Source organism: Vibrio celticus (genome assembly GCF_024347335.1).
GTDB lineage: Bacteria > Pseudomonadota > Gammaproteobacteria > Enterobacterales > Vibrionaceae > Vibrio > Vibrio celticus.
The window spans coordinates 1,685,820-1,700,322 of sequence record NZ_AP025464.1 but is presented as its reverse complement, the minus strand read 5'-3'; the positions used below and the strand labels follow the sequence as shown (position 1 = coordinate 1,700,322).

The window sequence follows — 14,503 nt, the reverse complement described above, 5'->3', positions numbered from 1 at the left end:
CAATATTAAGAGGGGATGACAAGTTTGACTTCCTCCGCCCTGAACTAAATTAAGGGGGATGAGAAGGGAGTAGAATTTATACAGAACGGTGTTTACAGGAGTTAGATCACTTAATCTAGGAGGAGTAGACAGCACACAGATCTAATTATTCAATATAAGTGGGATCTAGTTCAAATATATAATTTGAACCTAATCGGTAAATTATTTTTTTAACAATAATTATTCTGTGAAGTTGCTTGACCTTACTGTGACAAAGCTTTTTACTTATAGTTCACTGATGTCGATAAACGAACAAGAAATCAAGCAATGACTAGAACGCTCGCTCGCCCTTATCCACTAGGCGCAACGCTAGGTAACACTGGCTGTAACTTTTCAATTTATTCTCCTGACTGTAAATCACTCTCTCTCGCTCTTTTTGACGAGAACGACGAATTCACCACTTATAAATTAGAAAATGAATACGCTGATATCAGATATGTCTTTATTGATGGTATTAAAGCGGGACAAAAATACGGCTTCATTGCAGAAACGGACAATGGCCCTATCCTGCTTTCAGACCCGTATGCCAAGGCAATAAGCGAACCGCTCGATTACGTCACGCCATATACCAATGAAAAAAGCTTTGCGATGGCGAAATGTGTTGTTGTTGATGACACCTTCGATTGGCAAGACGTAGAAAAGCCACGCATTAGCCGCGAAGATACTGTTCTTTTTGAAACGCATGTAAAAGGTTTATCTCAATTGCACCCAGAAGTAGCAGCCAATACTAAAGGTCGTTACTTAGGGTTAGTGAGCCCTGAAATGCTTGCGTTCTACAAACAACAAAATATCAACTCGCTACAGCTTCTACCCGTTGCGGCATGTATGCATGAGCCTCATCTCTTGGACATGGATAAAGTGAACTATTGGGGTTACAACCCATATTTGTTCATGGTGCCAGACCCACGCTACGCAGAAAAAGACGCCGTTAATGAACTCAAAACCGCAATTCGTGAACTTCACCGCAATGGCATCGAAGTCATTCTAGACGTGGTGTACAACCACACGGCAGAAGGTGGCGAAGGTGGTACAACCTTCAACCTCAAAGCGCTAGATAGCCGCTACTACATTAAACATGGCTGCCATTACGCGAACTTTACGGGTTGTGGTAACACCGTTGATCTCACCCACCAACCAGCACTTAACTTAGTGATGGATACGCTTCGCTACTGGGTGAGTGAATTCCAAGTCGACGGCTTCCGTTTTGATTTGGCTGCAACACTGGGGCGCGAAGGTGACAACTACAACCCTGAGGCTGCATTCTTTAAAGCTGTGGCTCAAGACCCTGTACTTAAAGAAACCAAGCTCATTGCAGAACCTTGGGACATCGGTCCGAATGGCTACCAAGTGGGTAATTTCCCGCTAGGTTGGAATGAGTGTAACGACAAGCTCAGAGACATCACACGTAGCTTCTGGCGCGGTGATCAAGGCTACCTAAAAGAGTTTGCAACCCGTTTGATGGGGTCACGCGATATCTACAGTGCTGCGCATTGGCCGTACAAATTAACCGTCAACTACATCACTTATCACGATGGTTTCACCATGCAGGATCTTGTTTCTTACAAGCATAAGCACAACGAAGAGAATGGTGAGAACAACCGCGATGGACACGGTGACAACCGTTCTGAAAACTACGGTGTTGAAGGTGAAACCGAAAACCTGTTAGTGATCGCGACGCGTGAAAAGCAGAAACGAAACTTCATGGCGAGCCTGCTGTTTGCTTTTGGTATTCCTCATATTTTGACGGCCGATGTGTTATCTCATACTCAAAAAGGTAACAATAACGCTTACTGCCAAGATGGCGTGACCAGCTGGCTTAACTGGGAAGATTCAGAGCGCAAGACTTACTTCAAGACTTGGTTATCTGAAATGATCTCTGCTCGTCAGCAATACATGGTGCCGTTTATTAAGGCATTCAGTGGCGAAAAGCGTAACTCTAACCGCATCTTCTGGAGCCGTGTCGATGGCACACTTATGGAACATGACGACTGGAACCGCTTAAGCTCAGTCGCTTTACATTTAGGTATTGGCAAAGAGGGCGACGAGTTGATTTATCTGATCAACCAAACCAATGCGCCAGCACGTTTCTCGTTACCGAATGATCGTGAACAAAACTGGGTAACCATCTGTGATACCAACTCGCGAAACGTCAAACCCGGTCATGCAGAAGGTGAAATGTTGTTGTCGCCAACTTCGATGGCCATTTTGCACTATTCGCCAGATCAGGTTGATTTGATTGAAGTAAAAGGTTAGTCAGCTTAATAAAACACCGAAAACCATAGAAGCCAGTTATATTTATAACTGGCTTTTTTGTTAGCTGAATATCACAAAAATCATTCATCCATATGGAATCATTTGCATTGATGTGACTAATGAAACTGTTTAGTATTGCCGTACTATAAAAATGAATCTATAACGTCTTTGGATATCATGGCTTTACCTAAAACATTAATTCGGCTTTTTAAACCATACATTATTTTATTAACTGGAGGGATGCTCTATCTTGCTATGGCTCAGCTTGAAAAAATAGAAACAGCAGCAACAGAACAATCATCATCAAACATTCGTATCGCAAGCTCTACAATTCGTTCCAACATCGAAGCCACATTCGGCAAGCTCTATTTTTTAGAAACCAGTCTAGGCTTACCTAAAACGGCTCCAATAGGTGATAAAAAATTCAGAGAATTGAGTGATAATATTCTAAAAAGAACGCCAAACTTCTCTGATATCGTTCGATACCAACCACAATCCCAACAATATATATCAAGTCGTGGATTACCTCTTTCCCATGAACAAATCGACTCCATAAAATGGAACTCAATAGACAGTGTGGTTGAAGATTTCTACATCTCTTCGATTTACCAAAAAGCAGATGGTCGTTGGGTATTCGCAGTTAAACACACCGCCGAAAGATTGAATGAAGAAATATGGATTGAGTTTGACCTTTTACACACCACACAAGGATTAAGAGACTTAAAAACGCTGAATCACGGCTATGTGTTTGTGGTTGACCGAGCAACAGAACGACTGGTCTTCCACCCAGATCCAAAACGTATCGGATCTAAATCAGTCAGCTATCACGCAGGTATCAGCCATCAGCTCTCACAAGGTGAAACCGTCGGTAAGCACGAATACTACTATCAAGATAACTTCAAAATATCGGTGTTTGACGCTGACAACAGCTTGAACTGGGTATTCATCGCAGGCACCGATCGCCACGATATCTTAACCAGCTCACACCAATTTACGCTAACTGGCTTGGTACTTGGTTCGCTGCTTCTATTGTGGATTGGCGCAAACTATTTGGCTTATCGTTTGAACGTGTCCTTGTCGCAACTGAATAAAGTCGATGACCTTGTAAGCTTTAAGCGAGAGTTAAAATCCATACTGGACAGCTTCACCTACCAAAAAGGCATTCAATTCTGTCTCTATCAGCCTGAGAACCACGCATTCAGTACCATCGACTATCACGGAAACAAATCCACGGTACATTGTGACAAAGCCCTTGCAGAGCGATTTACACCGGACACTATGGCTTACCGAAGTGGTAAGTACGCCGACCCACTAGCGTGTAAACTCAAAATACACCAACGTCATTACTGTATTCCTTTGCACTCTCGCAAGCAGTTGATCGCAGTGTTGTACGTAAACGCAAACTTACCGATCAGCCAGAGTATTCTGCGAATGATCCGTGATTACACTGAGGTCTCTTTGTCTAACTTACTGCTTCAACATCAATTGAGTAGCAAAGATCTGATGACGCAGTTAGACAATAAGAGCAGTTTCAGTATCGCCATCGAAAACTACGCGAGCGAGCCCGATACCTATGTCGCTCTGCTTGATATCGATAACTTCGACCACGTAAACCGTGCCTACGGTGAAGCCGTCGGTGACAAGATGATCAAGCTGACTGCAGAATCGATACGCTGTTACTTCCCCAAGCCAAAGGGACTTTGCTTGGCACGTGTTGGAGGAAAGGAGTTCGCGGTATTATTCAAAGCCAATGATGTGAAAGATGCCAAGTTCCAGCTAGACCAGTGCCGAGTCGAAATCGCGGAGAAAACCATCGTCACTCCAGATATCACCTTATCGCTAGGGGTTAGCGTGGGATATTCGCAAATAGAAGGAGAAACAGACTCAGCTTTAGCGCTGGCGGAACAGGCAAAGCTTATCGCGCAACAACTTGGTAAGAACCGGGTGGAAGGCCATATCAGAGCCATTGCCAAAGCATCGTAAACCTATACTAACAATTCTGTAGCCACTACAAAGCACCTAGGATTCACACCCTAGGTGCTTTTGTTTTTCTAGAAAGTCATTACAATGCGCCTTCGATAAGACAACACCCCTTTTCTAACGACGCGAACCTTATGAAGCTAAGTAACCGACTGCAAACTCTCCACTCCCTTGTCAGCAATGACTACCAGCATATTTGGGACTGTTGCTGTGATCATGGCTTTTTGGGTGTTCAACTGTTATCGGATAATAAAGCGCCGCAGATTCACTTTGTCGACATTGTCCCGTCTCTGATGAGTGAGCTTGAAGGCAAGCTAGCGCGCTACTTTCCGCAAGATAACAGAGCCGAACAAACGGTTAGCAGCCAATGGCAAGTCTACTGCATGGATGTCGCCGCTATTCCGCTTGAGAAACATACAGGCAAACACCTAGTTATTATTGCGGGTGTCGGTGGCGATCTTACTCAAAAGCTCGTCGATGATATTCATCGTCAACACCCAGACAAAGCGATCGATTTCTTGCTTTGTCCGGTGCATCAGCAATTCGAGTTGAGAAGCCATTTAAAAGCGCTCAATTTTGGTCTTATTGATGAAATGTTGATTGAAGAGAACCGTCGTTACTATGAGGTTTTATTGGTGAGTAATAGTCGCAGTGATTCAGAAAAGAGCCAAACCGTTAGCGAGATATCAAACGTCGGTGACAAGATCTGGACATCAAGCTGTGATGAACAAGTGAAGGTATCACAGCAATACAAAGCCAAAACATTGCAGCACTACTTGCGCATCCATCAAGGACAAGAGAAGCAAGGAAAACCGAGCCAAGTGAAACATATCATCGAGGCTTACCAAGCGATTTAGCTTTGCACTCTCTTTGAGAGTCCTAATCTTAAAGAATTAAAAACATAGTAAGCACTAACTTCACTATTCAAAACCAATGAAACCTATTCAATAAAAAAGCCGACAGTTCAATGAACTATCGGCTTTTTTGATGCTATTTGTTTGGTTTGATCTTACTGCTCTTGTTTCTTATGAACCGCATCGGGCTCATCAATCGTTTCAACCTCACAGAGCGTATCAACCCCATAAACCGTATCGAGATAGTCGTCTTTCTCTTTCCACGTGTTATTCAACCAACTGTGGAAACGGCGCTTAAACGCTTTGTCTTCAAAGTAATTACCGTTCACGTTCTCATCCATCGGATGCAGTTTAATACGCACTACGACCTTGGTCATTTTGCCTTTTAGCATATCCTCAAACGGAGAAGTCTGATTTTCCGGATAAGCCAGAGTGACATCCACGATACCATCTAAGATTGGCCCCATTGCCGATAGTGCAAATGCCACACCGCCAGTTTTTGGCTTAAGTAGATGTCGATAAGGTGTTTTCGCGGTCGCCAGTTTCTCGTGATTGGCGCGTGTGCCTTCAACGAAGTTAACCAAGGTTGTCGGTGCAAGCTTGAACTTGGTACACGCCTTGTTGATTGCATCGAAGTCATCATTACGACGCTCCGGGTTACGCAGCAAAAACTCACGCGAGTGACGTCTCATGAAGGGCATATCTAGCCCCCAACATGCCAACCCAACAAAAGGGACATACAACAGTTCATGCTTAAGGAAGAACTTAGTCATCGGCATCTTGTCTTTCAAGATAGAAGACAGAATAACGATATCCGCCCAGCTCAGATGATTCGACATCATCAAATACCACTGTTTGGTCGAGATATCTTCCCCGCCTTCGACTTGCCACTCGATGTCGTTGTTCACGTTCAACATCCAAAGGTTGAGCGAAGCCCAGCACCAAAATGTGAAGTTAGCTAAACGAGTACACGACTTCTGTACAACAGAGATTGGCAGAATCAATTTGATAAGGCCAAAGAAGCTCACGGTAAACGCAGTCATTGCGGTATTGATGGTCACGAACAATACGTTCAAGGCCATACGAAGATTATCAAGCATAAAACACGGCTATATTGAGATCGAAAGCCGCCATTATACTCATCTGCAAAATATTCTCTTCAGTAATTGGTTGAATTCCCTAGGGGTCAAACCACTGTACTAATTTTGCTTGTATCAAAAGACCAGTTCATCGTTCTGAATCAACAATATCAGTATTAAAAAACATTATTAGAGTCATTTAGACTCTAATTTAAATAAGTCCATTTGACACAGTCTCAAATTGTTTTTACCACAAAACCAGTATTGATAACCATTCTCACTATTGGCATGGTACATGCAACTCCAAAATGTAAATAGTTGAGTATCCTTAATGAGATAACTTCTCTACGTAAAGGTGATGATATGACAGATATTCCTCATGGTTTGGTAACCGGTAAAGTCTTAAACAAGACGGAATGGACAGATCAACTGTTCTCACTTCAAGTCAGTGCTCCTGTCTCTCCCTATCAGGCGGGTCAGTTCACGAAACTGGGCTTGCTTAACAGTGAGGATGAGTTCGTGAGACGCGCCTATTCGATGGTAAACGCGCCAGAACACGAACCAGGTCATCAACACCTGGAGTTTTTGATTATTAAGGATCAGAACGGTCAGCTTTCACCTCAACTTCATGAGTTGAAGGTAGGCGATGACATCTTTGTCGGCAAAGACCCAAGTGGCTTTATGACGTTAGGTGAGATCCCAGAGATCGCCGATGATCTATGGATGCTTTCGACCGGAACCGCGGTTGGGCCTTTTATCTCAATGCTCGAAAGCATGCAGATACAGCAGCAAAACGGCTCAGAATCTGAAAAAGTCGCCTTGTTCAAAAACCTTGTACTGGTTCATGCCGTAAGAACAGAACAAGACCTGACTTATCGAGACCGTATCGCTCAACTCGTTCATCACTTCCAAGGGAAACTACAATATGTGCCAATTATTTCTAGAGAATCAGTCACCGGAACTTTGCGCGGACGAATCCCAAGCTTGTTACTTGGAGGCGACCTTGAGCAAACCGCGTCTGTCACTTTCAATCAAACCCGCAGTTTTTTCTACCTTTGTGGCAATCCGCAAATGGTTCGTGACACAAGCGAAGCGCTAACTAGCTTAGGTTTTGAAAAGCACTTACGCAGAAAACCCGGTCAATTCAGCAGTGAGAACTACTGGTAAATAACAACCGCCACTCGTTAGACAGAAGCACAACTTTCAAAGAACAGTTAGAGAAGAGGTTTTATATGAGTCATTTACGTATTCCGTCACACTGGAAAATTCAACGTTCCACACCCGAAAGTAAGATTCATTCAATATTGATGAACTTATAAGCAAGCAACCTCGTAATGTGATTTTTAATGTTCAATAAGTGAAGACAAAAGATCAAATAACCATAGCAATTACAATGACTAATGGTGATAGACAAGAGAAAAAAACTCTAGCACACTGAACAGAGTTGTAGGGCATGTTGACCTATCGAGCTGATTTTTGCAGCCGTTTGTGGGTTATTTATACAAGGCAGAGAATTCGACGTGTAGCTCGCCTACATGAGAATTCGATAACGCTGTAGAAAGGAACCACAAACACTGCCCGAAGGGTTCGGCTAAAATCGTTTTACTCTTTGTTGAGAGGGTTTTGCTTAGAATGACTAGGCGGCAAACCTCTCGTCGCGATTAAAACGATTTTATCTCGAACAAAACTTAACCGCGAAAGGTCAACATGCCCTTGTTTTAATCCCGTTTCAGAGAATGAATCAGTGGGTTATTTATATTTTAGGTAAGAGAGGAAGCCATGCTCAACATTGCTTTTTTTAGCTCAAAATCATACGACGAAAAATCATTCGAACTGGCAAAAGGCGAACTCAACGCTGAGTTTCATTTTCACGATTTTCGACTCACCACAACAACAGCAAAAATGGCGCACGACAACGAAGTGGTTTGTGCGTTTGTAAACGATGACCTATCGCGAGACGTGTTAGAGATTCTTGCTCAAGGCGGCACCAAGTTAATCGCGATGCGCTGTGCGGGCTTTGATAAAGTAGACCTAGACGCAGCCAAAGAGTTTGGCCTGCAAGTGGTTCGCGTTCCGGCTTACTCACCAGAATCGGTAGCAGAACACACGGTTGGCATGATGATGTGTTTGAACCGTAAATTACACAAGGCATACCAACGTACTCGTGATGCGAACTTCTCTCTTGAAGGCTTAGTAGGCTTTAACTTCCACGGTAAAACCGTTGGTGTGATTGGTTCAGGTAAGATTGGCATAGCGACAATGCGAATTCTGAAAGGTTTAGGCATGAACATTCTATGCTACGACCCATATCCAAACCCGTTAGCTGTTGAGTTAGGCGCTAAATACGTAGAACTCGACGAGCTTTACCAAGAATCTGACGTGATTTCTTTGCATTGCCCAATGAGTAAAGAGAACTACCACCTGTTGGATGCAACGGCATTTGAGAAGATGAAAGATGGCGTGATGATCGTCAACACCAGCCGTGGTGAACTGCTTGATTCAACCGCTGCTATCGAAGCGCTTAAACAGAGTAAGATTGGTGCGCTTGGCCTTGATGTTTACGACAACGAGAAAGAGTTGTTCTTCCAAGACAAATCTAACGATGTGATTGTCGATGATGTATTCCGTCGCCTCTCTGCTTGTCACAATGTATTGTTCACAGGTCACCAAGCTTTCTTGACCAAAGATGCGCTGTTCAACATCGCCAATACAACGCTCACCAGTGTTGATGCCTTCTTTGCTGGCAACACCAGCGGCAACGAACTCGTTTAATAGCAGATTGAGTTAATCGCAGACTGAGTTAAAAACAAACTAGGTCTACAGATACAAAGCCACGCGATTTGAACTGACCCCCAATAGTTGGACACCAATTATTGGGGGTCTTTTTATGTCCAAATATAGCCGAGAGCTAAAATGTATCATTGCTAAGCAATACTTAGATGGCACGTCATCTCTCTACTTAGCAAAACAATATTCAATTTCTTCAAGGCAGATACGGTATTGGGCTCAAGTCTTTGCCATCCATGGTACTGATTCATTTTTACCAACTAAGCATGCCGCGACTGCTCAAACAAAACGAAAAGCATTGAATTTAATGTGGACGAATGAATGGTCTCTCACGCACACTAGCGCAGTATTAAACCTCTCATCCCCTGGGATACTCTCTGTCTGGCTCAAACGATTTAATGAGCTCGGTATCAAGGGGCTCAAAATGCGCCAGAAAGGAAGACCCTCAATGAAACAGCAACCTCAACGAACCACTAAGCCTGATAATGAAATGACACTTGAGGAGCTAAAAGAGGAGTTAGTCTACTTACGAACCGAGAATGCTGTTTTAAAAAAGTTGGAAGAGTTGGAGCAGGAAAAAAACCGTCGAACAAAGAAAAAGCGGTCATAGCTCTAACTCTTAAAGGCAAGTACCCGTTGAAGCACTTACTGCAGACTCTACAGCTGGCAAAAAGTGTCTTTTATTATCAGGCTCAAACGAGCAAGCGCCCAAATAGCTACGAACGTGAGCTGCGGTTGATAAAGTCAATTTATCATGAACATAAGGGCCGATACGGTTATCGTCGTATTCATTTAGAACTAAAAAATCAGGGGGTCGCGCTTAATCACAAAACGGTTCAAAGGCTTATGGCTCAGCTCAACCTTAAATCGACGGTCAGGATTAAAAAGTACCGTTCATACCGAGGAGAGTCTGGAACAGCTGCTCCCAACGTGCTTGAAAGAGATTTTAGTGCGACTCAACCCGATGAAAAGTGGGTAACTGATGTCACGGAGTTCAAAGTCAAAGAGCAGAAAGTATACTTGTCTCCAGTTGTCGACTTGTTTACTCAGGAAGTGGTAGCTTATAGAGTGGCCAAAAATGCCTGCTTGCCGCTTGTCACGGATATGCTGACGGAGGCTATATCAAAGCTGAAACCCAACTCAAAGCCAATTATACACAGCGATCAAGGTTGGCAATATCGCCATCGACAGTATCAGAAAAAGGTAGCGGAGAGTGGGTTAACGCAAAGCATGTCGAGAAAAGGTAACTGCTTGGATAATGCTGTTGCTGAAAACTTTTTTGCTTTACTCAAAACCGAGATGTATCACAACCAAAGCTTTGAAGATGCAGATGCTCTGATAGAGCAAATTAAAGAATACATCGAGTACTACAATACCAAACGTATAAAAGTGAAACTAAAAGGCCTGACTCCGATAGAATATCGAACTCAGGCCTTGAAAGCCGCTTAACAGAAATGTCCAACTTTATGGGGTCACTTCATTTCGGAAGTGAACAGCGTGGCTTCGTCGTTTATTCAGTATTCTAAAACCCTTCCTAGACGCAGAAATGACAATCTTCGGTGTCTAAACCATACACGCCTTTTCGAATGGCAAGGTGCTCTTCACCCGCTTTAATGCCCATCTCGTAACCTGCATTAAGAGTACTTTGATCCATAGTTAAACGCTTCACTGCGAACGCTTCTGGCGGCGCTATCACTTTAATGGTCGCATCTTTGGGTGGGTTACGAATGAACTCCAAAGACTGATTGTAGTTGTCGGCACGCACCGCCATCGACTCAGCAATATTTGGGAATTTCTTTAACAGTTTTTTTAGCATCCATTGGTGCTTTTGAGGCTTCATTCGGTAACTTAAAGGATGAGAAAGAATCACCGTAATGTCTCGTGCACCACGACGATATGCTTCACGCACCGGAATCGAATCCGCGACACCACCATCGGTATAACAGCCACCAGAGAAGCACGGTGTTTCTCGGTAAGCAATAGGCAAAGCGGTGGTTGCTTCCACCACGTTAGAGAGGTTTTCTGGCTTAATATGGTAGTAGTCTGCACTGCCCGTATCGACATTTGTGACAGCAGCAATGAGTGGGATACTTGAAAACAGCTCACCACAATCGAGCGGATAACGTTGATTGGATTCGTTCCATAACCATTTAACGTCTACCAAGTTGCCACCCTTGGCAAAGCGAGCAGGGTTAAAGAAGGTCTTATCCGTCGCCATCGTGGTGATCACATCATAACTGCGTTTTGGTGCATGAGATAAGTAGCCAACCAGATTCGACACACCTGCAGATACGCCGATGGCAAAATCATAAGGACGGAAATCGTCTTGCATAAAGGCGTCTAAAACTCCGGCAGCAAAAATACCTCTCATTGCTCCACCTTCAACGATTAATGCGCTCTTATTCATCTCAAACTCTTCTACTTTATAAACTGATAGTCGTAGAATAATCCCATCACTCTTACAAAGATAATGGGATAGATTTATCAATTCGATAGGTAAAAACTATCAATGATAATTGTTAAATTTTTCAATGATAATTGTTGAATTTTCAATGATTTTGGGTTGCTTAATAAACGGCGAGATCAAAAAAGGCCATCAAGTGATTCACTCAACGGCCTTTCAATTAATCAATCATCTTGATTACGACTTAAATTCACTCACATCAATTTCAAGCAATTTACCAATACCTTCACCGTATGCAGGGTCGGCTTTGTAACAGTGTCTTAGGTGACGCAGTTGAATCTCTTTTGGTACGCCGCCTAGGTTACGAGCAGTGTTATCAAACAGAATCGCTTGCTTCTCTGGCGTCATTAGGCGGAACAAGTCACCCGGTTGCGAGAAGTAATCTTCATCTTCGCGGTGATCCCAGTGTGCTGCTGCGCCATCTAGGTTCAATGCTGGTTCAGCGAAATCTGGCTGCTCAGCCCATTGACCTTCGTTGTTTGGCTCATAACCTAATGTGCCACCGAAGTTACCATCGACACGCATCGCGCCATCACGGTGGTAGCTGTGTACTGGGCAACGAGGAGCGTTCACTGGAATATGCTGATGGTTAACACCCAAACGGTATCGTTGTGCATCACCGTAAGCAAACAGACGACCTTGTAGCATCTTGTCTGGCGAGAAGCTGATACCTGGAACCACATTCGCCGGGTTGAATGCCGACTGCTCAACTTCAGCGAAGAAGTTTTGTGGGTTACGGTTTAGCTCGAATTCACCCACTTCAATCAACGGGTAATCTGCATGAGGCCAGATCTTAGTCAAATCGAACGGGTTGTATGGAACCTTCGCTGCATCCGCTTCTGGCATCACTTGAACTTTCAACGTCCATTTCGGGAAGTCTTGATTATCGATACTGTCTAGCAAGTCACGTTGGTGGCTTTCGCGATCGTCACCGATCACTTGTGCCGCTTCTGCATCAGAAAGGTTCTTAATACCTTGCTGAGATTTGAAGTGGAATTTAACCCAGAAACGTTCGTTATCAGCGTTGATGAAGCTGAACGTGTGGCTACCAAAGCCGTGCATGTGACGGTAAGTCGCAGGGATACCACGGTCACTCATTACGATAGTAATTTGGTGCAGAGCTTCCGGAAGAGAAGTCCAGAAATCCCAGTTGTTTTTCGCGCTACGCATGTTAGTGCGTGGATCACGTTTCACCGCGTGGTTTAAGTCAGGGAACTTAAGAGGATCACGAAGGAAGAATACTGGCGTGTTGTTACCCACCATATCCCAGTTGCCTTCTTCAGTATAAAACTTCAATGCAAAGCCACGGATATCACGCTCAGCATCGGCAGCACCGCGCTCACCCGCAACTGTTGTGAAACGTGCAAACAAGTCGGTTTTTTTACCTACTTCAGAGAACAATTTTGCCTTGGTGTATTTTGTGATGTCGTGTGTAACGGTAAATGTGCCGTAAGCACCTGAGCCTTTCGCGTGCATACGACGCTCTGGAATCACTTCACGATCAAAATGGGCCAATTTCTCCAAAAACCAAACGTCTTGAAGAAGTTGAGGACCACGTTTGCCCGCAGTTTGAACATTCTGGTTATGAGCAACAGGACAACCCGCAGCTGTAGTTAGTTTTTTACTCATGGTCTATTCCTTAAGGTTAAAGATATCGCATCGTTGCCACATCTTAGATTTAAGTGGATTCAATACTTTAAAAACCACTAAAATAATATGGATAAAGAATGGACCTGAGTTGGCAGAAAATATAATCGTTTATATTTATCGTTGTTATCTATAAAACCTATTGAACTTCACTGCGAATAAGCCTATGTATAACTTCGGTTTATTTAAAAATGGCATGGCCTAACCTCAGAGTTGAGGCAATGTTCCTCGCCGTTCTGGTTAGGTTCAATTCAGCTTCTCGCAGTACTTGCTCGAGTGACTGAGGAGAGCGCACTGTACCAAACAAGCTGTTCATTTCACGATATAAGGCTTCGACTTCTGTACCTAAAGAACCTGCAATCCCTATGGTCGGAATGCCTTGTAAGCTCGCACGTTTGGCAATGCCATAAGGAGTCTTTCCTTGCAGAGTTTGATTGTCCATTTGCCCTTCACCGGTAATCACAAGATCTGCGCCTTTCAATACTTCATCGGCTTGCAAAACATCAAGCACCATCTCAATACCCGATTTAATCTGCATGTTAAACAACAAACCAAGCCCCATTGGAGCACCACCAGCCGCGCCATAACCAGTACGCTTGTGAACGGGATCATCCCCACGAACACAACCTTGCGATTCAACTACTTGAGCAAAATTCTCAAGCGCCTTATCAAGCATCACAACTTGTTCTGGGCTTGCGCCTTTTTGTGGGCCGAATATATGGCTAGCACCGTTATCACCACACAACGGATTATCGACATCGCACGCTACAATTAACTCGATATCAGCACAGCGTGAATCTAAACCAGTAAGATCAATCGATGATAAATCAGCTAGTGCAGCGCCTCCTCGGTTAAGCTCTTGCTCTTTTTGATCTAGCAAACGACCACTCAAAGCTTGAACAATACCCGCACCACCATCATTGGTCGCACTGCCACCCAATCCAAGAATAATCGTTTGAGCGCCCTGCTCTATCGCTTCCAAAATCAATTGCCCAGTGCCGAATGAAGAAGCCACCAAAGGGTTACGCTGCTCTGGCGCTAACAAATCCAAACCTGATGCCGCAGCAATTTCAACAATTGCGGTTTTGTTCGGGTTGCTATCGGATGACTCAAGCATCGCCCATTCAGCATTAACCAATGCGCCCAACGGCCCTTCCACTTGATGTGTTCGCTTTTGCCCCGCTAAGCCTTGCAGCAACACATCCACAGTCCCTTCGCCGCCATCGGCTAAAGGCAAGGTCACGTATTCAGCATCAGGGAAGATTTCACGAAAGCCCTTTTCAATACACCCCGCCACAGATACAGCCGATAGAGATTCTTTAAACGAGTCTGGTGCAATAACAATTTTCATACTGAGAGATCCAAAAGATTAGTAATTTTGATGAGTGCCCGATCTAAAA

Annotated in this window: 10 protein-coding genes and 1 pseudogene; 7 read left to right on the top strand and 4 right to left on the bottom strand. The window is 44.0% G+C overall.

Annotation, left to right across the window (positions count from 1 at the left end):
• Window positions 1-306 precede the first annotated feature (306 nt).
• The 3 genes from glgX (at window position 307) to OCV19_RS23460 (ending at window position 5,129) form a co-directional block, all read left to right on the top strand.
• Window positions 307-2,292, top strand: a complete 1,986-nt coding sequence (gene glgX / locus OCV19_RS23470; RefSeq protein ID WP_065675789.1) for a glycogen debranching protein GlgX — start codon at window positions 307-309, stop codon at window positions 2,290-2,292.
• Window positions 2,293-2,532: 240 nt separating this feature from the next.
• A complete protein-coding gene (locus tag OCV19_RS23465) occupies window positions 2,533-4,275 on the top strand; it encodes a sensor domain-containing diguanylate cyclase (RefSeq protein WP_065675788.1) in 1,743 nt (580 codons plus the stop codon).
• Between the two features lie 131 nt (window positions 4,276-4,406).
• Window positions 4,407-5,129: a tRNA (adenine(22)-N(1))-methyltransferase gene (locus OCV19_RS23460; protein ID WP_065675787.1), complete on the top strand. Its 723-nt coding sequence runs from the start codon at window positions 4,407-4,409 to the stop codon at window positions 5,127-5,129.
• Between the two features lie 152 nt (window positions 5,130-5,281).
• Here the strand turns inward: OCV19_RS23460 and OCV19_RS23455 are convergent, their stop codons facing one another.
• Window positions 5,282-6,226, bottom strand: coding sequence for an acyltransferase (locus OCV19_RS23455; protein ID WP_065675786.1), 945 nt, complete (start codon window positions 6,224-6,226; stop codon window positions 5,282-5,284).
• 342 nt (window positions 6,227-6,568) lie between these two features.
• Here OCV19_RS23455 and OCV19_RS23450 point away from each other — a divergent pair, with 342 nt between their 5' ends.
• The 4 genes and pseudogenes from OCV19_RS23450 to OCV19_RS23435 all read left to right on the top strand — a co-directional run.
• Window positions 6,569-7,372 carry a ferredoxin--NADP reductase gene (locus tag OCV19_RS23450; protein WP_065675785.1) on the top strand — a complete coding sequence of 268 codons (804 nt, stop codon included), beginning with the start codon at window positions 6,569-6,571 and terminating at the stop codon, window positions 7,370-7,372.
• A gap of 612 nt (window positions 7,373-7,984) precedes the next feature.
• A complete protein-coding gene (locus tag OCV19_RS23445; protein ID WP_065675784.1) occupies window positions 7,985-8,977 on the top strand; it encodes a 2-hydroxyacid dehydrogenase in 993 nt (330 codons plus the stop codon).
• Between the two features lie 115 nt (window positions 8,978-9,092).
• Window positions 9,093-9,602, top strand: coding sequence for a helix-turn-helix domain-containing protein (locus tag OCV19_RS23440; RefSeq protein ID WP_029236503.1), 510 nt, complete (start codon window positions 9,093-9,095; stop codon window positions 9,600-9,602).
• A pseudogene (locus tag OCV19_RS23435) lies at window positions 9,569-10,441 on the top strand (IS3 family transposase); the annotation flags it as partial. The gene OCV19_RS23440 and the pseudogene OCV19_RS23435, both read left to right, overlap by 34 nt.
• Before the next feature lie 85 nt (window positions 10,442-10,526).
• Here OCV19_RS23435 and OCV19_RS23430 read toward each other — a convergent pair.
• From OCV19_RS23430 to OCV19_RS23420, 3 genes are all read right to left on the bottom strand, one after another.
• Window positions 10,527-11,399, bottom strand: coding sequence for a patatin-like phospholipase family protein (locus OCV19_RS23430; protein WP_050647742.1), 873 nt, complete (start codon window positions 11,397-11,399; stop codon window positions 10,527-10,529).
• Window positions 11,400-11,633: 234 nt separating this feature from the next.
• The gene (locus OCV19_RS23425; protein WP_048609850.1) at window positions 11,634-13,085 is read right to left on the bottom strand and encodes a catalase; all 1,452 of its coding nucleotides are present in this window, start codon (window positions 13,083-13,085) and stop codon (window positions 11,634-11,636) included.
• A gap of 199 nt (window positions 13,086-13,284) precedes the next feature.
• Window positions 13,285-14,454, bottom strand: coding sequence for a glycerate kinase (locus tag OCV19_RS23420; RefSeq protein ID WP_065677633.1), 1,170 nt, complete (start codon window positions 14,452-14,454; stop codon window positions 13,285-13,287).
• Window positions 14,455-14,503 lie beyond the last annotated feature (49 nt).

Coding starts and splice junctions, on each gene's coding strand:
- OCV19_RS23420 (WP_065677633.1), bottom strand. CDS start 14,454: ATGAAAATTGTTATTGCACCAGACTCGTTTAAAGAATCTCTATCGGCT.
- OCV19_RS23425 (WP_048609850.1), bottom strand. CDS start 13,085: ATGAGTAAAAAACTAACTACAGCTGCGGGTTGTCCTGTTGCTCATAAC.
- OCV19_RS23460 (WP_065675787.1), top strand. CDS start 4,407: ATGAAGCTAAGTAACCGACTGCAAACTCTCCACTCCCTTGTCAGCAAT.
- OCV19_RS23455 (WP_065675786.1), bottom strand. CDS start 6,226: ATGCTTGATAATCTTCGTATGGCCTTGAACGTATTGTTCGTGACCATC.
- glgX (WP_065675789.1), top strand. CDS start 307: ATGACTAGAACGCTCGCTCGCCCTTATCCACTAGGCGCAACGCTAGGT.
- OCV19_RS23430 (WP_050647742.1), bottom strand. CDS start 11,399: ATGAATAAGAGCGCATTAATCGTTGAAGGTGGAGCAATGAGAGGTATT.
- OCV19_RS23440 (WP_029236503.1), top strand. CDS start 9,093: ATGTCCAAATATAGCCGAGAGCTAAAATGTATCATTGCTAAGCAATAC.
- OCV19_RS23445 (WP_065675784.1), top strand. CDS start 7,985: ATGCTCAACATTGCTTTTTTTAGCTCAAAATCATACGACGAAAAATCA.
- OCV19_RS23465 (WP_065675788.1), top strand. CDS start 2,533: ATGCTCTATCTTGCTATGGCTCAGCTTGAAAAAATAGAAACAGCAGCA.
- OCV19_RS23450 (WP_065675785.1), top strand. CDS start 6,569: ATGACAGATATTCCTCATGGTTTGGTAACCGGTAAAGTCTTAAACAAG.